The organism is Kribbella sp. NPDC005582 (assembly GCF_040605415.1).
Lineage (GTDB): Bacteria > Actinomycetota > Actinomycetes > Propionibacteriales > Kribbellaceae > Kribbella.
The window spans coordinates 1,016,934-1,039,594 of sequence record NZ_JBEXCU010000003.1 but is presented as its reverse complement, the minus strand read 5'-3'; the positions used below and the strand labels follow the sequence as shown (position 1 = coordinate 1,039,594).

Sequence of the window (22,661 nt, the reverse complement as noted above, 5' to 3'; positions counted from 1 at the left end):
GTGATCAGTCCAGATAGTCGCGCAGAACCTGCGAGCGGGACGGGTGCCGCAACTTCGACATCGTCTTGGACTCGATCTGGCGGATCCGCTCGCGGGTGACGCCGTAGACCTTGCCGATCTCGTCCAGCGTCTTCGGCTGGCCGTCGGTGAGACCGAACCGCATCGAGACCACACCGGCCTCGCGCTCGGACAGCGTGTCGAGCACCGCGTGCAGCTGCTCCTGGAGCAGCGTGAACGAGACGGCCTCGGCCGGCACGATCGCCTCGGAGTCCTCGATCAGGTCGCCGAACTCGGAGTCGCCGTCCTCACCGAGCGGCGTGTGCAGGGAGATCGGCTCGCGGCCGTACTTCTGCACCTCGATGACCTTCTCCGGGGTCATGTCGAGCTCCTTGGCGAGCTCCTCCGGAGTGGGTTCGCGGCCGAGGTCCTGCAGCATCTGGCGCTGGACACGGGCCAGCTTGTTGATGACCTCGACCATGTGCACCGGGATCCGGATGGTGCGGGCCTGGTCGGCCATCGCGCGGGTGATCGCCTGCCGGATCCACCAGGTGGCGTACGTCGAGAACTTGTAGCCCTTGGTGTAGTCGAACTTCTCGACCGCGCGGATCAGACCGAGGTTGCCCTCCTGGATCAGGTCCAGGAACAGCATGCCGCGGCCGGTGTAGCGCTTGGCCAACGACACCACCAGGCGCAGGTTGGCCTCGAGGAGGTGGTTCTTGGCGCGGCGGCCGTCCTCGGAGATCCACTCGTACTCGTCGCGGACCTTCTCCTTGAGCTTGTTCGCCTCGTCGCCGATCTGCTCCTCGGCGAACAGGCCGGCCTCGATCCGCTTCGCGAGCTCGACCTCCTGCTCGGCGTTCAGCAGCGGGACCTTGCCGATCTGCTTCAGGTAGTCCTTGACCGGGTCCGCCGTGGCCCCGGCGACCATCACCTGCTGCTCGGGCTCGTCGGTCTCGTCGGCCTCGGACACGATGAAGCCCTGGTCCTCGGTGATCTCCTTCTCCAGGACCTTCACCGTATCGGGCTTGAAGTCGGCGTCGTCGACCTCGTCGAGCGCACGCGGCTTACCCGTCTTGGGGTCGATCGCCAGTCCGGCCTCGGACACTGCCTTCTTGGCGGGCGCCTTCTTGGCGGCGGCCTTCTTCGCGGCGGGGATACCGTCCTCCTTGCTGCCGGCGGCCTTGACCGCAGTCTTCTTCGCGGCCGCCGCCTTCTTGGCAGCGGGGTCGGTCACTCGGGCGCTGGTCCTCGGAGCCGCACTGCGGGCGGTGGCGGCGACCACTGCCCGGGCTGACTCGGCGGGAACATTCTCGGACGAGCTGGACGACACGAAATACCTCTCGTCTGACGCAGGGTTTGTACGACGTTCTGGTGCTGGTGCAACAAGCTTCTGGGTACGACAGTGTGCGGCGGCTCGCTGGTCAGGCGGCGACAACACTCCATTGTAATCCGCAGACCAAGCCAAGGCGTTCCGCGACCCCCCGAAGGACGTCCTCAGGCCTCCACCGGACGGCGTACCCGCGCCGGTGGAGGCCTGAGTCGTACACACTGCGTTGTGGCGTGTTACCCGTTCCGGGTCTGCCGCAACGGGCGGGCGACCACCCGCTGCCGGCCGACCTGCTGCTCCATCTTGAACTGCCGCACCTTCACCAGCGACGCGACATCGATGACGTCCGCGACGGACTTGTAGGCGCCGTCCTCGCCGTACGGCTCGGACGCCTCCCGCCAGCCCCGCGGCCGCACCTTCAGCTGCTTGCCGAGCAGCGCGACGAAGATCTTCGCCTTCTGCGCGCCGAACCCCGGCAGGGCCGACAGCCTGGCCAGCAGGTCGTCGCCGGACTTCACGTCCGACCACAGGCCCGAGGCGTTGCCGCCGTACTCCTCGTCGAGGTGCTTGGCCAGCGTCTGGATCCGGGCCGCCATGGCGGTCGGGAACCGATGCACCGCCGGCGGACCGGCGACGATCTCGACGAAGGCGTCGGGATCGTAGTGCGCGACGGTGGTCGGGTCGAACGGGCCGGCCATCCGCTTCGCGATCGCGACCGGGCCCGCGAACGCGCGCTCCATCGGGATCTGCTGGTCGAGCAGCATGCCGACCAGGAGTGCGAACGGGTCTCTGCTCAGCATCTCGTCGGCGTCGGGCTGCTGTGCGAGGCACAGCTTCTTGCTGCGTGTCGAGGTCACCCTATTCCTCCCCTTCCTCGGCCTTTACTGCGAGCACGGGGCACGGTGCGTCCAGCAGCACGCGTTGAGCGTTGCTGCCGAGGATGAGCTTGCCGACCGGTGACCGGCGCCGCAGGCCGATCACGATGAACTCCGCGTGCACCTGCTCGGCGACGGCCACCAGGTCCTCCGCCGGGTCGAGACCACGCACCAACTGCCGCACCTCGTACGGCACGCCGGTCGAGTCGAGCTGCTCCCGTACCTCCGTCAAAGCGGCGTCACTCGCCGCGGCCTCGTCGCTGTCGAAGCTGCGACCACCACGGTGCGAGTTCACCACCACCAGCTTGGCGTCGCGCAGCGTCGCCTCTTCGGCCGCTCGCCGGAGGGCGGCACGGCCCTCGGCCTTCGGCACATATCCCACGACGATGGTCGTCATCGCCCTGCCTCACCTCCGGTGTCGCCTCACTGTCACGGTCGACCCGTTCCGAACGATACTGCTCCCGGCCTGAGTCGGCATCCGCTGCCTATACACCATCTGGTGTCGCAGTTGCCAGCTGATGTGTCGCGGTCGGCCGAACGTCAGCGGGTAGTGCCCGAGTACTACCCGCGGCGGGACGCTCTAACCTTCCGGTTGCCACACCTTTGCAGGGCTGTCACCCAACACGCCACCCCTGTAGGCCGGGTCGTTATCGAACTCGTCCACCCAGTTGCCCTGGGCAAGATCGCCGGTTCCGCCCGGCTGACCCTTGTTCCGGTCGGGCTCCACGCTCCCCCGAGCGTGTTGTCCACCGTTGTCTGCTTAGTCGATCGGCCATTCGTGCACCGGCAGGTTCTCGTGCATATGGTCGCGGTAGCGACGGAGCATGCCGCGCAACGCGTCCTTCCGGCCGTGCGATCCCTTTGTATACAGTCGATGAAACTCGTCCACCTGCCACGACGCGCCGTTGCGATTGGTCAGGCAACGCTGCTCGATGATGCCCAGCAACCGATCCCGTACGGCGGTGTCCACGCCCCACGACTCGAGTCCGGACGACGCGAGCGGCAGCAGCCGCCGAAGCACCAGCTCGGTGGCGCGCGCCGTACCGACTCCGGGCCAGAAGACCTCGGCGTCGATACCGTTCTTGGCCGCCTCGTGAAAGTTTTCTTCAGCGGCGCTGAACGACATCTGCGACCAGATCGGCCGTTCGTCGTCGGCCAGCGCGCGGACCAGGCCGAAATAGAAGGCCCCGTTGGCGATCGTGTCGACCACGGTCGGCCCGGCCGGCAGCACCCGGTTCTCCACCCGCAGGTGCGGCTTCTCCCGGACAACGTCGTACACCGGGCGGTTCCAGCGATAGATCGTCCCGTTGTGCAGGCGAAGTTCCGAAAGGGCTGGTGTATCACCGCGATCGAGCACGGCGATCGGATCCTCGTCCGACGTCACCGGCAACAGGGCCGGGTAGTACCGCGAGTTCTCCTCGAACAGATCGAAGATCGACGTGATCCAGCGTTCGCCGAACCAGACCCGCGGCCGCACGCCCTGCGTCTTCAGCTCGTGCGTGCGGGTGTCGGCCGCCTGCTCGAACAACGCGATGCGGGTCTCGCGCAGCAACTCCTTGCCGAACAGGAACGGCGAGTTGGCGCCGACCGCCAGCTGCACACCGGAGATCGCCTGGGCCGCGTTCCAGTACCGCGGGAAGGCTTCCGGCGTCACCTGCAGATGGAACTGCGTCGACGTACAGGCGGCCTCGGGCACGATGCTGTCCGCGGTCACCTGCAACCGCTCGACACCGTCGATCGAGATCTGCACGTCCTCACCGCGGGCGGCGAAGATCTGGTCGTTCAGCAACGCGTACCGCGGGTTCGTGCTGAGCGCCTCGCGCCGGATGTGCTCGGTGAGCAGCGTCGGCAGGATGCCGACCACCACCATCGACGAGCCGGTCCGGGACGCCTTCTCCTCGGCCGCGTTCAGGCTGTCGCGGATGTTGGCTTCCATCGTGTCCAGCCCGATCCCGTCGATCTGCCCGGGCGGCACGTTGATCTCGATGTTGAACTGACCGAGCTCGGTCTGGAACGCGTCGTCCTCGATCGCGCTCAGCACCTCGGAATTCTTGAACGCCGGGTCGCACTGCTCGTCGACCAGGTTCAGCTCGATCTCGATCCCGGTCATCGGCCGGTCGGGAGCGAACCGGTCCTCCCGCAGCATCCGCGCGAACGCGTCCAGGTTCCGATGCACCTGGTCGCGGAACGCGGTTCGATCCGCCCGGGTGAACTCGACCCGGTCGACTTCCTCACCCATGTAGCCTCCCCTGCTCGTGCCCCGGCACGCACTCCTCGCTTCAGTCTGCCTGACCGTGCCCGTTCGTGGGCGTTTCCACTCGCGTGGTGGACGGTATTGCCACCGGCAACCACCGCCGGAGCGGGAATTGTCGGTGCGGGAGGGGAGACTGGTCAGGTGCGAAGGGAACCGTCGGTGCTGCATGTCGATCTGGACGCGTTCTTCGCGGCCGTCGAGCAGCGCGACAAACCCTCCTTGCGCGGCAAGCCGGTCGTGGTCGGCGGCATCGGGCTGCGCGGAGTCGTCTCCACCGCCTCCTACGAAGCCCGCAAGTACGGCGTTCGCTCGGCGATGTCGACCGCGGAAGCACGATCGCGGTGCCCGCACGCGGCGTACCTGTGGCCCCGCTTCGAGGTGTACCGCGCGACCAGCCAGGCGGTGATGGCCGAGATGCGGGCGTTGTCGCCGCTGGTCGAGCCGCTCTCGCTCGACGAGGCGTTCATCGACCTGGCCGCGGCCGGGCTGACCGGGCTCACCGACGACGACGTCCGCGCGATCGCCGAGGATCTCAAGGAATCGATCCGGGCGGCGAGCGGTGGGCTGACCGCCTCGGTCGGGGCGGGCACGTCGAAGCTGATCGCGAAGATCGCCAGCGACCTGGACAAGCCCGACGGCGTGGTCGTCGTACCGGCCGGCACCGAGGCCGAGTTTCTCGCGCCGATGCAGGTGACGGTGATTCCCGGCGTCGGTCCGGCGACCGCGCAGCGGCTGAGCATGGCCGGCGTCCGGACCGTCGCCGATCTGCAGCAGCTCGACGAGGACGAGCTCGTCCGTCAGGTCGGGACGGCGCACGGGACCAGCCTGCATCGGATGGCCGTCGCGGCCGACGACCGGCCCGTGGTCAGCGATCGGGAGACGAAGTCGGTCAGCGTCGAGGACACCTTCGAGACCGACATCATCGACCGCGCGCTGCTGACCGCGATCGCCGAGCGGATGGCCCGCCGCGTCTCCGAGCGTCTGCAGAAGGCCCAGCTGTCCGGGCGCACGGTGACGCTGAAGTCGCGGATGCACGACTTCACCACACACACGCGCTCCTCCACGCTCGCCGGTCCGACCGATGATCCGCGAGTGATCGCACGGGTCGCCCGGCGGCTGCTCGACGACACCGATCTGGCCGGTGGCATCCGCTTGCTCGGCGTCGGTGTCTCGTCGCTGGCCGACTGGATCCAGGACGACCTCTTCACCGACAGCGAGGCGGCCGAGGCAGCAGAGGCCGAGGTCGTCGACGTGATCGAGCTGCCGGAGCGGCGGTCGCGCGACCAGGGCGGCTACTACACCGGCCAGGACGTGCACCATCCCGACCACGGTCTCGGCTGGGTGTGGGGCTCCGGCCGCGGGCGGGTGACGGTGCGCTTCGAGACTGCGGAGACGCCGCCCGGGCCGGTCCGAACGTTCGCGATCGACGATCCGCTGCTGACAAAACCGGCACCCGCGGCGGCAGAAGAAGACGCCGAGCCCGAAAATCGACACAATGGGCCAAATGAATGAGGAGCGGCGGGGGGTCTACCCGTTCTGCGGCAGCTGTACGGCGTCGTCGGTCGCATGGCGGGTCACCGACCCCGCCGGCGCGACCGGGATCGGCAGCCGGTTCTACGGTCACAGCGACGTCTGCGAGAACTGCGGTTCGTCGGTGCGGACGCTCTACCGGACGTTCCTGTGGGTCCCGCTGGCCAAACTCGGCCGGTTCCGGATCATCCCGACCGGCGGCCGGACGTACGTCGCTCGCAAGGTGATCGACCGCCCGGTGGTCGCCGTACCGGGTGAGCCGACTTCGGCGATCGGCGACCATCCCGCGCTGGAGCGCGATCCGTCGTACCGGCAGGCCGAGTCGTACTGGGCGGCCAAGGAGCCGGGGCAGGCGCTGCCGTTCTACCAGTCGGCGCTGACGCAGCGGGAGAGCGTGCTGCCGGCCGACGATCCGGCCACGCTGCGAGTGCGGCTCCGGGTCGCGCAGGGTTTGCTCGCGACGGGGAACTACGGTCGCGCGATCGCGTGGTTCGAGTTGGTGACGCCGCTGCTGACTCGTGTCTTCGGCGCACAGCACGAGCTGACGCGGGCCGCGATCGAAGGTGCGACGGGGGCGCGGCTGATGGTCGGCGGACCGCGGTCCGAGGCGAGTCTGCTGGCCGACATCGTCGCTGTTGATGCCGATGATCTGGGCACTCATGATCCGCAGCTGATCCGGGATCGCGCCGCGCTCGGGCGTGCGCTGCTCGCGTGTGGGCGGATCGGTGAGTCGGTCGAGGCGCTGAGTGCAGCTGTCGTCGGCGCTTCGGAGGCACTGGGCGCCGACCATCCGGACACCGAGGTCTATCGGGCCGCGCTGCGGGACGCGTGCGCAGTCGGCGCGGCCCGCGGGAAGAAGCGCGACCTGGCGGCTGTCGAGGCAGCGCGCGAGTTGCTCACCGACGAAGCCGCACCGACAGACAGGTGACGCAGCCCTCGAGCTTTTCGAACTCGCTGATGTCGACGACGACCGGCGTGTAGCCGAGCTCTGCGAACAACTCCGCCGACTTGGGCGCGGAGGCAGCCATCAGCAAGCGGTTCTCCCCCAGCAGTACGACGTGCGCGCCCGCCTCCTCGGGAACGGCGAGGAACGCATCGAACGCCGCCGGATCGTCGACGAGCGGCTCGTAGCCGATCACGGTGCCGTTCGGCAGCGCGGTCACGGCGGACTTGAGGTGCAGCACCTTCTGCACTGGCACGGCGCGGACGTCGGCTCCCATGGGTGTCAGAGCTGCTGTGAGTTGCCGAATGCCCTCGGCGTTCGTGCGGCCGCCGAGACCGACGTACACGGTGGTTCCGACCTTGAGGATGTCGCCGCCGTCGAAGGTGCCGGGGTCGGTCACGTGGGTGATGCGGTAGCCCTGCTCACGCACGGCCTGCTCCGCGGCCGCCGCTTCCGGCCGCCGCGACTCGGCTCCGGCACGCGCGATCACCGCGAGGTCGCCGTACACGACCATCGTGTCCTCGACGAAGACACCGTCCGGGCATTCCTCGATCGGCGGCACCTCGACCGGGGTCCATCCGTGCTGCGCGAGAGCGTCGACGTACTGCTGCCACTGCCGTACGGCGAGGTCCGGATCGACCGGCGTTCGCTCGATATGCGTGACCAGGCCGTCGGCGAGGCGCGGGCTCGGACGGCGTACCAGGGCTGAGGGCATGGCCGCAGGGTAACCGGGGTACTGGCCGCGCACCGTGAGAAGGAGGAAATACTGATGCCGAAGATCCTGCCGGCCTCGGATGGTGACGTGGTCGAGGTCATCCTCGCCGACCATCGCTGGTTCGAAGAGGCGCTGCGCGAGCTGCGCGACGTCCAGAGCGACCGGGCCGCCGTCCTGGCCGACCTGGCCACCGTGCTGATCGCCCATGCGGAGGCCGAGGAGTCGAAGGTCTACCCGGAGCTGCGCCGCAAGGACGCCATCGACAGCGACGAGGTCGAGCACTCCGAACACGAGCACGACGAAGGCAACGAGGCCCTGCTCGCTCTGATGGAGGTCGAAGACACCGCGAGCGAGGAGTTCGGCGAGAAGCTCCACGAGCTCTCCGAAGCACTCAGCCACCACCTCGACGAGGAAGAGCGCGACGTCCTCAACCCGGCCCGCACCGACGTCTCCGAGGAGACGCGCCGCAAGCTCGGCGCCGCCTTCGGCCAGGAACGCGCTCGCCTGATCGAGTCCGGCTGCGGCGCCATCGAGAACGTCCGCAAGCTAGTAGACAACGCCAAGTCCAGCTGACCTGCAGCCCCCGCACCTTTGTGCATCTACCGCATCTTTGTGCACGCACCAACCATCTGGGAGGCGTGCAAGTGGTTGGTGGGTGCACAAGGTGCGCCCCCGCGCCCAAAGAGCAGCGGACCCACCTTTGTGCACCGTTCCGCCGGCGCCACACTGAAGCCAATCGTCGAATGGTACGAGTGTGTCGTCGGCAAACGATTGCAGGCGACGCACTCCGCACAGTCGACGTTCGGGATGCACGGTGGGTTCAGTGGCGGACGGGCACCACGGCCAGGCTTACAGCGGCAGGGTGAGGCCTTCGGTGGCGGCCATGACCTCGCCGGTGAACTCGGCTTGGGCCTCGGCGACGGAGATCGAGCGGTCCGAGCCCGGCCAGAAGTGGGTGAGAAGCAAGCGGCGGGCGCCTCGGGCGGCGGCCGCGGCTTCGGTTGCGGTCATGACGTAGCGCGGGGCTGTTCGGGGTGCGGGGCCTTGCAGAGTGGCGTCGGCGATGAACAGGTCGGTGCCTTCGGCAAGCTTCGCGTGGTCGGCGGAGGGGCCGCTGTCGCCGGTGTAGGCGAGTGAGACACCTGGGGCTGTGAGGCGGACGCCGTAGTTGGTGACGTAGTGCGGAAGCTGGACCGTTTCGACGGCGAACGGGCCGAGGCGGGTGGTGTCTGCGAGGTCGTGGAGGTCGAAGACCACTGTGGGGTCGGGGCTGGGTTCAATCGCTCGCAGTACGTCGACCACGCCGGGCGGACTGTGTAGCGCGATCCGCGGTGCGTCCGGCGTTTCGTAGTACCGGACGCGAGCCAGTGCACTCACGTCGACGCAGTGGTCGGGATGGTGGTGGGTGACGACGACCGCGTCGACCTCGGCGTGCGGCCGGTGGGCGAGCAGTTGCGGGAGGGCGGCATAGCCGAGATCGAGTACGACGCGGAAGCCGTCGTACTCGATCAGGAAGCCGGCGCATGCCCGGCCTGGCTCGGGCCAGGCGCCGCAGGAGCCGAGGACGGTCAGCGACCTCACCGGGCGAACGGCTGGTCGGTGGGGACGATGTCCTTGCCGAGCGGGAGCAGGGAGATCGGGATCAGCTTGAAGTTGGCGACGCCGAGCGGGATGCCGATGATCGACACGCACAGCGCGATGCCGGTGACGAGGTGGCCGAGGGCCAGCCACCAGCCGGCGACGATCACCCAGACGATGTTGCCGAGGACCGCGCCGGCGCCCGCGCTGCGCTTGTCGACGATGGTCCGGCCGAACGGCCACAGCGTGTACCCGGCGATCCGGAACGCCGCGATGCCGAACGGGATCGTCACGATCAGCACGCAGCAGATGAGGCCGGCGACGGCGTAGCCGACCGCGAGCCAGAAGCCGGCGAGGACCAGCCAGATCAGGTTGAGAAGCGTTCGCATACCTTCAGCGTGCCAGCTCGCGGGTGTGCTCGAGCACGAGCCGCGCGACAAGTCCGGGATCATTCCGGGGCATCCAGTGGCCGCCCCTGACCACGCGCACGGTGAGGTTCGGGGCCCAGCGCTCCACATCGGTCTGCAGTGGCGGAGTCACGAACGCGTCGCCGTCCGGCGACACCGCCAGCACCGGTACGTCGGTACGCCGTTCCTCCGGTCGCAGCATCCGTGGAATCATGTTCGCCCGATACAGGTTGAGGCCGTTCACGTGATCGCCCAGCGAGCGCTCTCCCGTTGCTGACGGAACACCGTCGGCCGACCGCTCGAGCCGGCCGAAGACGCGATGCGCCCAGCCCGTGCGCCAACCGAGCTCCGGCAGCCATGGCAGATGGAAGTAGTAGATGTACCAGGAGTGCAGCAACTGCCGAACCACGTCCGTGACTGGTCGATGGTCTCGGACGAAGTAGCCCGCATGGTCGAGCGACGGTCCCGAGATCGATACGAACGACGCGATTCGGCCGCGCAACCGCTCACTCGTGACGAAGTGCCACGACTGGATCGAACCCCAGTCGTGCGCCAGCAGATGCACCGGCCGGTCCGGCGACACAGCATCCAGTACGGCGACGAAGTCGTCCTCCAGCCGGTCGAGCTGGTACGCCGATTGCTCCCGCGGCTGGCCGGATGCGCCGGCCCCGCGGACGTCGTACGTGACGACCCGGAAGTCGGCGGCCAGCCTGTCCGCCACCGGCTCCCACAACCGCGCGTTGTCCGGGTACCCGTGCACGCAGAGCAGCACGGGCAGATCGGAGTCCGGCGCGTAGTCGTAGAGCGCTATCCGGGTGCCGTCGGAGCTAGTAGTCGCTTGTGCTGAGGGTGGCAAAGGTCATCCCTGCTTTCACCAGGCGTTCGCGCAGTGCCGGACCCATCGCCGCGGCGGTGGTGGTCTGGCCGGCCGTCGTCGGAAGATCGTCGAGAGCGAGGCAGAGCGCGCTCTCCCCCAGCATCTTGGCGGTCTCGTCGTAGCCGGGGTCGCCGCCGGCCACCTCGGTGATCACCTGTTTGCCGCCACCGCGACCGACGAACCGCACCTTGAACCAGGACTTCGCCCGTACCTCGGGCGCCGGCCCGTCGCCCGGCAGCAGCCTGCCGAGCAGCGCGTTGCGGGCCGGCGGGATCTGCGCGGCGGCCGCGAGCAGCGCGACCCCACCGATGCCTCCGGCAACCATCGGCAGATGCTTGACGGCGGCGTAGTGCCCGTACCGGAAGTCGGGACCATAGCTGTCCAGCAACCGTCCGGAGTAGGCGACGATCTGCGGATCGACGGTCGGCAACGGCACCGCCCAGAAGCCTTGCTGGCGGTGGATCCGCCCGGCGACCGCTCGCGAGCTCCGGCCGACTGGCCGCTGCTCGGCGCTCTTGCGCGCCTTGTGAGCTTCCAGGTTCTGCTTGGGCCGGGAGAACGCCGTGATCGCTGTGTGGAACGTGCCGCCGGACGGACGACCACCGGCACGCAACAGACCGTCGACCGTGATCGGCACCCGCTGCGGCAACTGCTCGACCGTGAACTGCACACCGAGGTCGTACGGGATCGAGTCGAATCCGCACGCGTGGATGATCCGCGCTCCGGTCTGGAGAGCGCGTTCGTGGTACTTCACGTACATCCGGTCCACGAACTCCGGCTCACCGGTCAGATCGAGATAGTCGGTCCCGGCCTCGGCACATGCGGCCACCAGCGCCTCGCCGTACTGGATGTAGGGACCGACGGTGGTGACCACGAGCCTGGTCGACTCCGCGAGTGCCTTGAGCGACGCCGGGTCCGTGACGTCAGCGATCAGCACATCCTTGCCGAACGGCTCCAGCTTCGCGCGGTTCCGCCCGGCCACCGCCCACTTCAGCGAGGTCGGTGCGTTCTTCTGCAGGTATTCCGCGGTGAGCGCTCCGGTGAAGCCGCTCGCGCCGAGCAGGACGACGTCGTACGGGCGAGTCATCGACCGGTGGCCTTCTCGGTGTCCGCCTGGCCGCCGGCGCCCGAAGCGCGCGACGACACCGACGCACCGCGCGCCTCGATGTCGGCCAGCGCCGCTCGGTCGGCCTTCGGCACGCTGAACCGCGACCCGGCCTCGATCACATGCGGGATCAGCCAGCGGAACACCTTCAGTACGCCGATCCACTCGGGCACGTGCACGGTCCGCTTCCGGCGCTTGATGCCGTCGGTGAACTTCTGTACTGCGAACTCGAGCGGGTACACCTTGCTGGCCAAGGGAATCCCGGTCCGCACCTTGCCGAACACCGGGTGGTCGTCCACTCCACGCACCATGTCGGTGTCAACGAACGTCATGTGCGCGACACCGACTCGCACCCCCAAGTGCTTGAGCTCGGGCCGCAGCGTGTCACCCATCGCCTCCACGCCGGCCTTCGCCACGTTGTACGACGCCAGACCCGGGATGTGCACGACGGCCGCCAGCGACGAGACGAGCAGCAGGTAGCCCTTACTCTCGAGCAGGTAGGGCAGCGTCAGGTGCACTGTGCGCCAGACGCCGTACAGGTCGACGTCGAGCACTCGCTCCCACACCGCGGGGTCCATGCTGCGCGTGAAGCCGGGCGCCGCGATACCGGCGTTCGCCATCACGACGTCGATCCGGCCGTACCGCGCGTGGACGGCCTCGATCGCCGTACGGAGGGATTCGGTGTCGGTGACGTCGGCCTCCCACCAGCCCGCATCCGGTCCGCAGTCCTCGGCCACCTGCTTCAGCTCGTCCGGCTCGAGGCCGATCAGCGCGAGCTTGGCACCGTCCTTCGCGAGGCTTCGCGCCACAGCGGCGCCGATCCCCCGGGACGCTCCGGTGATGAGGACAACCTGTCCGGGCAACGGTCGCATCTGAAATCCTCCGGCTCGAGCTGTTGAGTGGATACTCAACAGTAAGTGCTTATTGAGCCCATACTCAATAGACTGGCCGTATGACCCAGACCTCGTCCGCCCGGCTGCACCCTGACGAACGGCGCGCCCAGATCCTCGAGGCCGCCCGCCGGGTCCTGCTCGCCGACCCGCACCGCGAGCTCACCGTCGAACTGGTCGCCGCCGAGGCGAACGTCTCCCCCGCGCTGCTGTTCCACTACTTCGGCTCCAAGAAGAAGTTCCAGTACGCCGTCATCGAGGAAGCCGCCGCAGAGATCCTGCTCCGCACCGCCCCCGACCAGTCGCTGCCGCCGGCCGAGCAACTCCGCTCCGGCATCCGCGCGTTCGTCCGCGCGGTCCTCGAAGCTCCCCAGCTCTACCGCGCCACCCTGCTCATGTCGGCCGCCGGCGACCCCGACATCCGCAAACTCCACTCCGAGATCCGCGGCGTCTTCAGCACCTGGGTGATCGGCGCCGTCCGCGAGACCGGCCGCGAGATCACCCCCGTCGTCGAGCTCGCCTGCCACGGCTGGCAGGGCTACGTCGAGCAGACCCTCCTGCTCTGGATCGAGAACGCGACCATCTCCCCCACCGACCTGGAGCACCTCTGCGAGCGCTCCCTCGATGCGATCCTCTCGACCACACAGAGTTAAGGTGTGGCGGTGCTGACGGTCGCTACAGTGAATGTGAACGGGATCAGGGCCGCTTACCGGCGCGGGATGGCGCCGTGGCTGGAGCAGACGGATCCGGATCTGTTGCTGATGCAGGAAGTCCGGGCGACCGACGAAGTACTGCGCGACCACCTCGGCGGTGACTGGGACATCGCACACGCCGAGCCCGCGCTTGATGGGCACAAGGGCCGCGCGGGAGTGGCAGTCGCGAGCCGGCGGCCGATCAAGGAGCAGCGGATCGACGTCGGGCCGGCGCGGTTCGCCGACACCGGGCGCTGGGTCGAAGCGGACGTCGTACTGGATGACGGATCGGTGCTGACCGCGGTCAGTACGTATGTGTTCACCGGCGAGTTCGAGACGCCGCCGCGCCAGGAGGAGAAGTACGCGTTCCTGGACGCCATCACTGCTCGGCTCACCGAGCTGCGGGCCGACGGCCGGCATGTGCTCATGTGCGGCGACCTGAACATCGCCCACCGCGAAGAGGACCTCAAGGCCTGGAAGGCGAACCGCCAGAAGAGCGGCTTCCTGCCCGAGGAACGAGCCTGGATGGATCGCTTGTTCGAGGCCGGCTGGGTCGACCTCGGCCGCCGCTTCGGCGGCGACGGCCCGGGCCCGTACTCCTGGTGGTCGTGGCGCGGCAAGGCCTTCGACAACGACGCCGGCTGGCGCATCGACTACCAGATCGCCTCCCCCGAATTCGCCGCGCTGGCCACCGATTGCGTCATCCACCGCGCCCCGACGTACGCCGAGCGCTGGAGCGACCACGCACCGGTCGTGGCGACGTACTCGATCTGACCGCAGCGCACAGCTCAGCAGGCGGGTAGTCTCGCCCGCATGTCCGAGTTGAACTCTCCCGCACCGCAGCCCCCTCTTGCCGCCAAGAAGCCGATCGAGCGCGTCCATCACGGTGACGTGTTCGTCGACGACTACGAGTGGTTGCGGGACAAGACCAACGACGAGGTGCTCGGCTACCTCCGGGCCGAGAACACCTACACCGAGGCCCGCACCGGCCACCTCGAATCGTTGCGTGAGGCAATCTTTCAGGAGATCTCGGACCGCACGCTGCAGACCGATCTGAGCGTCCCGGCCCGGCGCGGCGAGTACTGGTACTACGCCCGCACGGTCGAAGGCAGCCAGTACGGCATCCACTGCCGGGTGAAGGTGAACGGCGACGAGCCGCCCGCGCTCGACGCGGAGATCGCCGGCGAAGAGGTGCTGCTCGACGGCAACCTGGTCGCGGGTGACTCGGAGTTCTTCTCGCTGGGCACCGTCGACGTCTCGCCCAACGGCCAGCTGCTCGCGTACTCCGTCGACCTCAAGGGTGACGAGCGGTTCACGCTGCGGATCAAGGACCTGAGCACCGGCGAGCTGCTGCCCGACGAACTGCCCGAGGTGCACTACGGCTCGGCGTGGTCGGCCGACGGCTCGACGATCTTCTACACGAAGGTCGACGACGCGTGGCGGCCGTACCAGATCTGGCGGCACACGCTCGGTACGACGGACGACGTACTGGTACTCGAGGAGCCGGACGAGCGGTTCTGGGTCGGCGTCGACCTGACCCGCAACGAGCAGGCGATCATGATCTCGCTCGGCAGCAAGCTGACCAGCGAGGTCTACCTGCTCGACGCCAACGACCCGACCGGCGAGCTGAAGGTCGTCGCTCCGCGCCGTGAGGGCGTCGAGTACGACGTTGAGCACGCCGGCGATCAGCTGCTGATCACGCACAACGCCGATGCCGCGAACTTCTCGCTGGCCACCGCGTCGCTCAACGCCCCGGGCGAGTGGACGACGATCATCGAGGGCGACGACACCAGCCGCCTGCTCGGCGCCGACGCGTTCGCCGATCACGTCATCCTGTACCGCCGCCGGGACGCGCTGACCGAGCTCGCCGTCATGCGCCGTACCGAGGACGGCTTCGGCGCTCCGGAGGCGCTCGAGTTCGACGAGCCGATCTACACCGTCTCCCCCGGCCGCAACGACGAGTGGAACGACACCCGGTACCGGTTCGGCTACACCTCGCTCGTCACACCCGGTACGACGTACGACGTGGACATCGCGACCGGCGAGCGGCGACTGCTGAAGCAACAGCCGGTGCTCGGCGGTGTCGACCTGAGCGCGTACACGCAGTACCGCGAGTGGGCGACCGCCGCCGACGGCACGAAGGTGCCGGTCTCGCTGGTCGCGCGAAAGGACGTCGCCAAGGACGGCAACGCGCCCGTCGTGCTCTACGGATACGGCTCGTACGAGAGCTCGATGGACCCGTGGTTCTCGATCCCGCGGCTGTCGATGCTCGACCGTGGTGTCGTGTTCGCGATCGCGCACGTGCGCGGCGGCGGCGAGCTCGGCCGGCACTGGTACGACAACGGCAAGACGCTGACCAAGCGGAACACGTTCACCGACTTCATCGCCGCGGCCGAGCATCTCGTCAAGGAGGGCTGGACGCGGCCGGAGCGGATCGTCGCGCAGGGTGGCAGCGCGGGCGGTCTGCTGATGGGCGCCGTGGCCAACCTGGCCCCGCAGGCATTCGGCGGCATTGTCGCCGAGGTGCCGTTCGTCGACGCACTGACGACGATTCTCGACCCGTCGCTGCCGCTGACGGTGATCGAGTGGGAGGAATGGGGTAACCCGCTCGAAGACCCCGAGGTCTACCAGTACATGAAGTCCTACTCTCCGTACGAGAACGTCACCGCGCAGCAGTACCCGCGCATCCTCGCGATCACCAGCCTGAACGACACCCGGGTGTTCTACGTCGAGCCGGCGAAATGGGTCGCGAAACTCCGGGCCACCGCGACCGAGCCGGTCGACGTGCTGCTGAAGACCGAGATGGAGGCCGGCCACGGCGGCCGCAGCGGCCGGTACGACGCCTGGCGCGAGGTCGCGTTCACGCTCGCCTGGGAGCTGGACACTCTCGGTCTGGCCTAGTTCCGGAGGAATATCTCCCTGATCCGGTGTGTTGTGCAACACATTCAACACACCGGATCTGCCGTTTTCTGGACGAATTCTCAGCCTTTTCGGCGGCGTGCCTGCCGAAGGGGCTCGGATTGCCGCCCGCGGGTACCGGAATGCCGCGCGAGCGGCGCCGGGAACTCTCAGGGAACGTTCAGGGTGTTTACACACTCGTCGTGGAATCTTGAACCTCACTCGAGCGTTGCTCTCCATGTAACGACGAAGGGAGTTTCGGTGGCTCGCACGACTCGTGTCCGCAGCACGGACGACGGCATCGACGGCAAGGACAGCGTCGGTCTCTACCTCGAAGAGATCGCGCGTACGCCGTTGCTGACGGCTGAAGAAGAGGTCGAGCTCGCTGAGACGGTCGAGGCAGGGCTCCTCGCGGAGCAACTGCTGGCCGAGGGGCGGGTTGGACGGAAGAAGGGCGGAGCGCCCAAATATGCAACCGAGGAGGAGCTGGAGTGGCTGGCCGCAGAGGGCCAGCGCGCACAGCAGCGGTTCGTGACCGCGAACCTCCGCCTGGTGGTGTCGATCGCGCGCCGCTACGGGCGGTCCCAGATGCCGCTGCTGGACCTGGTCCAGGAGGGCAACACGGGCCTGATCCGGGCGGTGGAGAAGTTCGACTACCGCAAGGGATTCAAGTTCTCGACGTACGCGACCTGGTGGGTGCGGCAGGCCATCACCCGCGGTATCGCGCAGCAGGCCCGAGTGGTCCGGCTGCCGGTGCACGTGGTGGAGCAGCTGAACCAGATCGGGTCGGCCCGGCGGACGCTGGAGCGCAAGCTCGGCCGCGAGCCGGAGGTCGAAGAGATCGCGGCGGAACTGGACCTGGACGAGGAACGGGTGAGCGAGCTCATCCGGATCGGCCGGGACCACATCAGCCTGGACAACCCGATCGACGACGAGGGTGAGACCTCGCTGGGTGACCTGATCGCGGCCGAGACCGCGCCGGGCCCCGACCAGCTGGTCGCGGACGCGTCCGACCGGTCAGGCTTGTTCAGCCTGGTCGATCAGCTCGACCCGCGGTCGGCCGACGTGATCCGGCGCCGCTACGGGCTGCACGACGGCCGGCAGGCCAAGCTCGCCGACATCGGCGCCGTGCACGGCATCTCCGCCGAGCGCGTCCGCCAGATCGAGCGCGAGGCCCTGGGCCGGCTGCGTTTGATGGCCGACCCGACGCTGGCCGCGTAAACAACCACCCCGAAACCCCTCCGAAGGACCCCCGAGTTGCCACCGCGGCTCGGGGGCCTTTCTGTTTCAGGAACCGGTCTGGTTCCAGCTGTCGAGCAGCGGGAGCAGCTCGGCCAGCCGGTGCACGGTCGCGTCCGGCGTGCCCTCGGTGTGGCCGATCTGGTGCGCCGGGATCGCACTGTGCGGGATGTGGGCGGCCCGCATGCCGACGTTCTGCGCGCCCCACACGTCGTCGAAGAGCCGGTCACCGACGAACAAGCAGGCCGCGGGATCACTGACCCCGACCGCCTTCATCGCCGCCAGGAACGCCTCCTCGTGCGGCTTGGTGTACGGGATCTCGCTGGTGTAGACCGCGCCGTCCAGCAACTCCAGGACGCCGTCCCGGGCGAAGATCTCTTCGTGCCGCCGGCGCGACCAGATCGTGTTCGACAGGACACCGATCTTGAGTCCGCGCTCGCGCAGGCCGTGCAGCGTCTCGAGCGCGTCCGGCTCGAGCACGGTGTGCGGCTGCCACCCCAACTCGTACGCCGCGTGGGCGGCCTCGGTCATCTCGACCTCGGCGAGCAGACACACCTCCTCCAGCGTGCTGCTCAAATGCTGGTCGCGGGACCGCTTCCAGATCGAGTCCTCGGCCTGCAGCAGGCGCTTCGCCACCTCGTCCGCTCGCTCTTCGTCGATCAGCACCGCCACCGATCGCCACAACGCGGGCAGGTCGACGTCGTGCCAGGTCGCCAGCGTGCCACCCCAGTCGAACAGAACAGCCTCGATCTTCTTCACGCCGGCAACCCTGTCAGACGGCGCCGACAGTTCGCGCGGGATTTTCGCTGACCCGGGCGATTCTCTTCCGGTTGGCCAGCCAGATCACGGAGAACACCACGATCGCGAGCGCCGGGACGTCGGACAGCAGAAGCGTCCACGGCGCGCCGCCCTGCTCGGACCAGTCGTCGAGACCGCCGGTGGCGGCCGGCAACCCGAACGCGAACAGGTTGTTCAGCACGTGCAGCGCGATCGCCGCCTCGATTCCCCCGGTCCGCACGGTGAGCCACGCGGCTGCTCCCGCGAACAGCAGGATGTCGGCCATCGCCCAGCCGGTGTACCCATGCGCCGAGGCGAACGCGATCGCGCTGATCACGATCCCCGGCCAGGGCGACCGGAACAGCACTCGGGCCCAGCGCGCGCGGCCTTCCACTGTGTCGGGTCCGTAGGCGCCGACGGCCTGGAGCAGCCAGCCGCGGAAGATGAACTCCTCGGCGGCCGACTGGAACGGCACCAGCAGCAGGATGATGAGCATCGGTACGACGAAGTTCGCGAAGCCGACCCAGGCGCCGGTGTCGACCACGGTCTCGTCCGGCGGAACGACCTGGTCGACGAGCAGCCCGAACGCCGTACCGGCGACCACATAGGCGAGGGCGGGCAGACAGCACCACGCGAGCCAGCGCCAGCGGACCTTGTTCAGGACCGAGGCGACGCTCCAGGCCGGCCGACGCTGGATGAGCCACGCGGTGAGTGCGACGAGCGGGGTCAGCACGCCCAGCAGCAGCAGGTTCAGTGCGAGGTCTTCGTTGGTGTTGCCGAAGAACGCCGCGTCGGCGCCTTCGAACGTGGGCATTTCACCACCGAGCAGGAGATGGCACACCAACCACACCATGAAGACACCGAAGGTGGCGGCGAACACCCCGCCGCCGAGGGCGAGGCTGCCCACCACGGGACGCCACGCGGCGTGCTTCGGCGTCCGCGCCAGCCGGTGGAACGGCGTACCGACGGGGGCCGGGATGATGCGCGGCTCCTTCGGCACGGGCCACTGCTGCTGGTACGCGATCGGGTATCCAGGCGGCGGCGGATAGCCCGGGTAATGCTGGGGTGGGGGCGGGTACGCCTGCGGCGGCGGGTAGCCCTGGGCGGGCGGCTGCTGCGGAGGCGGCGGGTAGGCCTGCGCCGGCGGGTACTGCCCCGGCGGCGGGGGCGAATCCTGGGGGCGCGGCTCGCCTGGGTGCGGGTGCATGCAAGGACTCTAGAAGATCGCCCCAAGGCGGGCAGACCGGTTCCGGGCTGGAAGGATGGGGCCGACTTGGCCTGGGCGAACGGTAGGAGACCGCTGTGGTGACTGATCCTCTGACCGGACCGGCGGCGACGACGCGGGCTCTCCCGCAGTCGGTGCTGACGCCGCTGACCGGTTCCGCCATCTTCCTGGTGGTGCGGATCGAGGACGGCGGCGAGGAGGTCGCGCGCGACCTCCTGGAGCGAGTCAGCGGACTGACCCGATCGGTCGGCTTCCGGGTCCCGTCCGGCGCGCTGTCGTGCGTGACCAGCATCGGCTCGGACGCCTGGGACCGGCTGTTCAGCGGCCCGCGCCCAGCCGAACTCCACCCGTTCGTCGAACTGCAGGGAGCGACCCACCGGGCGGTCTCGACGCCGGGCGACCTGCTGTTCCACATCCGCGCCGCACACCTCGACCAGTGCTTCGAGCTCGCCGGCCAGATCATGAACGTGCTCGGTGACGCCGCGACCGTCGTCGACGAGGTGCACGGCTTCAAGTACTTCGAGATGCGGGACCTGCTCGGGTTCGTCGACGGCACCGAGAACCCGGCCGGCGAGAAGGCGAAGGACGCCGTACTGATCGGTGCCGAGGACCCGGAGTTCGCGGGCGGCAGCTATGTGATCGTGCAGAAGTACCTGCACGACCTGAAGGCCTGGAACGCGCTCACCACCGAGCAGCAGGAGCACGCGATCGGGCGGACCAAACTCGACGACATCGAGCTGTCCGACGACGCCAAGCCGAGCAACGCGCACATCGTGCTCAACGTCATCGAAGATGCCGACGGCAACGAGTTGCAGATCCTCCGGGACAACATGCCGTTCGGGCAGATCGGGACCGCGGAGTTCGGGACCTACTTCATCGGCTACGCGAAGTCGCCGGCGGTGACCGAGCTGATGCTGCGGCGAATGTTCATCGGCGAGCCCGAGGGCAACCACGACCGGATCCTCGACTTCTCCACCGCGGTCACCGGCACGCTGTTCTTCACCCCGTCCGGCGACTTCCTCGACGACCTGCCGCCGATGCCCTGAAAACTGTGCGTGGCGTAGGCGAGACTGAACTCATGTTGCTCTCCGAGGTGGTTGAGACCTCGGCCGCGCTGGCCGGCACCAGATCGCGGCTGAATAAGGCCGAGTTCATCGCCGCGCTGCTCGCGCGGGCGACCGATCCGGTCGAGACCGAGATCGTGGTGACCTATCTGTCCGGCGAGCTGCGCCAGCGCCGGACAGGAGTCGGCTGGCGGACGCTGATGGACACTCCGTCACCCGCCACCGAGCCGTCACTCACGGTCGAAGCGGTCGACCAGGCCTTCGGTGAGCTCGCGGAGATTTCCGGCGCCGGCTCGCAGGCGCGACGGCGGCAGGGGGTCGACGCGTTGTTCGGCCAGGCCACCGAGGCCGAGCAGAAGTTCATCCGGCTGCTCGTGAGCGGCGAGCTGCGCCAAGGTGCGCTCGACGGTGTGATGGCCGACGCGGTGGCCCGGGCGACCGGGATCCCACTGGCCAAGATTCGCGCCGCCACGATGTTGCGCGGGTCGGCCGCGCCGGTGGCGGTGGCAGCGCTGACCGAGGGTGAGGCGGGGCTCGCGCAGTTCGGCCTGCAGGTCGGCCGCGGCGTCCAGCCGATGCTTGCGCAGTCTGCGACGAGCGTGGCCGAGGCATTCACCAAGACCGGCGGTCCGGCCGCGCTGGAGTGGAAGCTCGACGGCATCCGGATCCAGGTGCATCGCAACGGCGACGAGGTCGTCGTCTACACGCGGACGCTCGACGACATCACCACGCGCGTGCCGGAGGTCGTCACCGCGGTGCTGGAGCTGGACGCTCAACAGGTCGTCCTCGACGGTGAGCTGATCGCGCTGCGGCCGGACGGGCGGCCCGAGCCGTTCCAGGTGACCGGCTCCCGGACAGCCACCCGCGCCGCGACCGGACCCGAGTCCGTCCCGCTCACGCCGTACTTCTTCGACATCCTGCATCAGGACGGGCAAGACCTGCTCGGCCTGGAGAGCACCGAGCGGCACGAGTGGCTGAGCAAACTGATCCCGCCCGAGCGCCGCATCCCCCGGCTGGTGACCGACGATCCGGAGGAGGGTCAGGCCTTCTTCCAGGACGCCGTACGGCGCGGGCACGAAGGCGTGATGGTGAAGTCGCTGACTGTTCCGTACGAGGCGGGTCGACGCGGCTCGGGCTGGGTGAAGGTCAAGCAGACCCACACCCTCGACCTGCTCGTGCTGGCGGCGGAGTGGGGCCACGGTCGCCGTACCGGCTGGCTGTCGAACCTGCACCTCGGTGCCCGGGACGAGACCGCCGGTGAGTTCGTCATGCTCGGCAAGACGTTCAAGGGCCTGACCGACGAGCTGCTGCGTTGGCAGACCGAGCGCTTCCAGGCGCTGGCCGAGCGCGAAGACTCCTACACCGTCTACATCCGGCCCGAGGTTGTAGTCGAGATCGCGTTCGACGGCGTCCAGACCTCGCCGCGGTATCCCGCCGGCATGGCGCTCCGGTTCGCCCGCGTGTTGCGCTACCGCGAGGACAAGACGCCCGATCAGGTCGATACGGTGCAGACCGTGCGTGCCATCCACGAAGGCTCGAGCGATGAGGAAGACCAGCATGAGTGAAGACCCGGACGTGCAGGCACAGCGGCTCGCCCGGGAGTCGCTGGCCCGCGACGACGCGACCGGCTGGTTCGAGAACCTGTACGCCGCTGCCTCCGACGGCACGGCCGTGGTCCCGTGGGACCGCGGCTTCGCCAACCCGATGCTCACTGAGTGGTTCGAAGCTTCGGAGCCGAACGGCTCTGGGAAGACCGCGGTGGTCATCGGCGCCGGCACCGGCTGGGACGCCGAGCTGGTCGCCGACCACGGCTACGCGACCACGGCGTTCGACATCTCCCCCACAGCCGTCGAGACCGCGCAACGCAACCACCCCGACTCGAAGGCGCAGTACGTCGTCGCCAACCTGCTCGACACCCCGGCGGAGTGGCATCGCGCGTTCGACCTCGTGGTCGAGATCTTCACCGTCCAGGCTCTGCCGATCAAGCTGCAGCCGACAGCGGTGGGGAAGGTCGGCGAGCTCGTGCGCCCCGGCGGGACGCTCGTCGTGATCGCCTCACGCCGAGCTGAGGGTCAACCTGATGATGAGGTCGAAGGTCCGCCGTGGCCGCTGACCCGAGCGACCGTCGAGTCGTTCGCCTCCGCTCCGGACCTGCGCCTGATCGCGCTCGACGAGGTACCGGTGCCGACCAGTCCGGCGGCGACCCGGTGGCGGGCGGAGTTCCTCCGCGACTGAGTCGGAGCTGTAACACGGGCGACCTACGAT

At 68.5% G+C, this 22,661-nt stretch carries 22 protein-coding genes; 10 read left to right on the top strand and 12 right to left on the bottom strand.

Annotated features, from left to right (window positions below):
- Positions 1 to 4 precede the first annotated feature (4 nt).
- The 4 genes from ABZS29_RS22505 to ABZS29_RS22490 all read right to left on the bottom strand — a co-directional run bounded on the left by ABZS29_RS22505 (position 5) and on the right by ABZS29_RS22490 (position 4,441).
- Complete coding sequence (locus ABZS29_RS22505; protein ID WP_355464227.1) at positions 5 to 1,330, bottom strand: RNA polymerase sigma factor; 1,326 nt, start codon at positions 1,328 to 1,330, stop codon at positions 5 to 7.
- Between the two features lie 233 nt (positions 1,331 to 1,563).
- Positions 1,564 to 2,184, bottom strand: a complete 621-nt coding sequence (locus ABZS29_RS22500; protein ID WP_355464226.1) for an HhH-GPD-type base excision DNA repair protein — start codon at positions 2,182 to 2,184, stop codon at positions 1,564 to 1,566.
- A gap of 1 nt (position 2,185) precedes the next feature.
- Complete coding sequence (locus ABZS29_RS22495) at positions 2,186 to 2,599, bottom strand: universal stress protein (RefSeq protein ID WP_355464225.1); 414 nt, start codon at positions 2,597 to 2,599, stop codon at positions 2,186 to 2,188.
- 363 nt (positions 2,600 to 2,962) lie between these two features.
- Complete coding sequence (locus tag ABZS29_RS22490) at positions 2,963 to 4,441, bottom strand: glutamate--cysteine ligase (protein WP_355464224.1); 1,479 nt, start codon at positions 4,439 to 4,441, stop codon at positions 2,963 to 2,965.
- 156 nt (positions 4,442 to 4,597) lie between these two features.
- On the opposite strand from ABZS29_RS22490, the gene ABZS29_RS22485 reads away from it, so the two are divergent.
- Complete coding sequence (locus ABZS29_RS22485) at positions 4,598 to 5,968, top strand: DNA polymerase IV (RefSeq protein WP_355464223.1); 1,371 nt, start codon at positions 4,598 to 4,600, stop codon at positions 5,966 to 5,968.
- Positions 5,961 to 6,914: a tetratricopeptide repeat protein gene (locus tag ABZS29_RS22480; RefSeq protein ID WP_355464222.1), complete on the top strand. Its 954-nt coding sequence runs from the start codon at positions 5,961 to 5,963 to the stop codon at positions 6,912 to 6,914. Before ABZS29_RS22485 ends, ABZS29_RS22480 begins: the two co-directional genes overlap by 8 nt.
- Here ABZS29_RS22480 and ddaH read toward each other — a convergent pair.
- Positions 6,883 to 7,644 carry a dimethylargininase gene (ddaH, locus tag ABZS29_RS22475; protein ID WP_355464221.1) on the bottom strand — a complete coding sequence of 254 codons (762 nt, stop codon included), beginning with the start codon at positions 7,642 to 7,644 and terminating at the stop codon, positions 6,883 to 6,885. The two genes, ABZS29_RS22480 and ddaH, sit on opposite strands and share 32 nt — an antisense overlap.
- 54 nt (positions 7,645 to 7,698) lie before the next feature.
- On the opposite strand from ddaH, the gene ABZS29_RS22470 reads away from it, so the two are divergent.
- On the top strand, positions 7,699 to 8,217 hold the full coding sequence (locus ABZS29_RS22470) for a hemerythrin domain-containing protein (RefSeq protein ID WP_355464220.1): 519 nt from the start codon (positions 7,699 to 7,701) through the stop codon (positions 8,215 to 8,217).
- A 276-nt stretch (positions 8,218 to 8,493) separates the two neighbouring features.
- On the opposite strand, the gene ABZS29_RS22465 is transcribed toward ABZS29_RS22470, so the two are convergent.
- From ABZS29_RS22465 to ABZS29_RS22445, 5 genes are read right to left on the bottom strand one after another with little or no spacing between them, the layout of a single operon-like run.
- Positions 8,494 to 9,225, bottom strand: a complete 732-nt coding sequence (locus ABZS29_RS22465; RefSeq protein ID WP_355464219.1) for an MBL fold metallo-hydrolase — start codon at positions 9,223 to 9,225, stop codon at positions 8,494 to 8,496.
- Positions 9,222 to 9,611 carry a YccF domain-containing protein gene (locus ABZS29_RS22460; protein ID WP_355464218.1) on the bottom strand — a complete coding sequence of 130 codons (390 nt, stop codon included), beginning with the start codon at positions 9,609 to 9,611 and terminating at the stop codon, positions 9,222 to 9,224. Before ABZS29_RS22460 ends, ABZS29_RS22465 begins: the two co-directional genes overlap by 4 nt.
- A 4-nt stretch (positions 9,612 to 9,615) precedes the next feature.
- Entirely contained in the window at positions 9,616 to 10,485 is an 870-nt protein-coding gene (locus tag ABZS29_RS22455) for an alpha/beta fold hydrolase (protein ID WP_355464217.1), read from the bottom strand.
- Entirely contained in the window at positions 10,457 to 11,593 is a 1,137-nt protein-coding gene (locus ABZS29_RS22450; RefSeq protein WP_355464216.1) for a saccharopine dehydrogenase NADP-binding domain-containing protein, read from the bottom strand. Before ABZS29_RS22450 ends, ABZS29_RS22455 begins: the two co-directional genes overlap by 29 nt.
- Entirely contained in the window at positions 11,590 to 12,483 is an 894-nt protein-coding gene (locus ABZS29_RS22445; RefSeq protein ID WP_355464215.1) for an SDR family oxidoreductase, read from the bottom strand. The genes ABZS29_RS22450 and ABZS29_RS22445 overlap by 4 nt, the downstream gene beginning before the upstream one ends.
- Positions 12,484 to 12,563: 80 nt before the next feature.
- On the opposite strand from ABZS29_RS22445, the gene ABZS29_RS22440 reads away from it, so the two are divergent.
- The 4 genes from ABZS29_RS22440 to ABZS29_RS22425 all read left to right on the top strand — a co-directional run bounded on the left by ABZS29_RS22440 (position 12,564) and on the right by ABZS29_RS22425 (position 17,312).
- Positions 12,564 to 13,154, top strand: a complete 591-nt coding sequence (locus ABZS29_RS22440) for a TetR/AcrR family transcriptional regulator (protein ID WP_355464214.1) — start codon at positions 12,564 to 12,566, stop codon at positions 13,152 to 13,154.
- A 9-nt stretch (positions 13,155 to 13,163) separates the two neighbouring features.
- A complete protein-coding gene (gene xth, locus ABZS29_RS22435; protein ID WP_355464213.1) occupies positions 13,164 to 13,967 on the top strand; it encodes an exodeoxyribonuclease III in 804 nt (267 codons plus the stop codon).
- 39 nt (positions 13,968 to 14,006) lie between these two features.
- Positions 14,007 to 16,094, top strand: coding sequence for a S9 family peptidase (locus ABZS29_RS22430; RefSeq protein ID WP_355464212.1), 2,088 nt, complete (start codon positions 14,007 to 14,009; stop codon positions 16,092 to 16,094).
- A 258-nt stretch (positions 16,095 to 16,352) separates the two neighbouring features.
- Complete coding sequence (locus ABZS29_RS22425; protein ID WP_355464211.1) at positions 16,353 to 17,312, top strand: sigma-70 family RNA polymerase sigma factor; 960 nt, start codon at positions 16,353 to 16,355, stop codon at positions 17,310 to 17,312.
- A 66-nt stretch (positions 17,313 to 17,378) separates the two neighbouring features.
- Here ABZS29_RS22425 and ABZS29_RS22420 read toward each other — a convergent pair whose 3' ends face one another.
- Together ABZS29_RS22420 and ABZS29_RS22415 are read right to left on the bottom strand one after the other, a co-directional pair.
- Positions 17,379 to 18,089 (bottom strand): HAD family hydrolase, encoded by a 711-nt coding sequence (locus tag ABZS29_RS22420; protein WP_355464210.1) that lies wholly within the window; start codon positions 18,087 to 18,089, stop codon positions 17,379 to 17,381.
- 13 nt (positions 18,090 to 18,102) lie between these two features.
- Entirely contained in the window at positions 18,103 to 19,314 is a 1,212-nt protein-coding gene (locus ABZS29_RS22415; protein ID WP_355464209.1) for a CPBP family intramembrane glutamic endopeptidase, read from the bottom strand.
- 95 nt (positions 19,315 to 19,409) lie between these two features.
- Here ABZS29_RS22415 and ABZS29_RS22410 point away from each other — a divergent pair, with 95 nt between their 5' ends.
- Genes ABZS29_RS22410 through ABZS29_RS22400 form a run of 3 tightly spaced genes read left to right on the top strand, consistent with a single transcriptional unit; the run spans position 19,410 to position 22,631 of the window.
- Positions 19,410 to 20,378, top strand: a complete 969-nt coding sequence (locus tag ABZS29_RS22410; protein WP_355464208.1) for a Dyp-type peroxidase — start codon at positions 19,410 to 19,412, stop codon at positions 20,376 to 20,378.
- Between the two features lie 32 nt (positions 20,379 to 20,410).
- The gene (locus tag ABZS29_RS22405; RefSeq protein WP_355464207.1) at positions 20,411 to 21,961 is read left to right on the top strand and encodes an ATP-dependent DNA ligase; all 1,551 of its coding nucleotides are present in this window, start codon (positions 20,411 to 20,413) and stop codon (positions 21,959 to 21,961) included.
- Positions 21,954 to 22,631, top strand: coding sequence for a class I SAM-dependent methyltransferase (locus ABZS29_RS22400; protein ID WP_355464206.1), 678 nt, complete (start codon positions 21,954 to 21,956; stop codon positions 22,629 to 22,631). The genes ABZS29_RS22405 and ABZS29_RS22400 overlap by 8 nt, the downstream gene beginning before the upstream one ends.
- Positions 22,632 to 22,661: the final 30 nt, after the last annotated feature.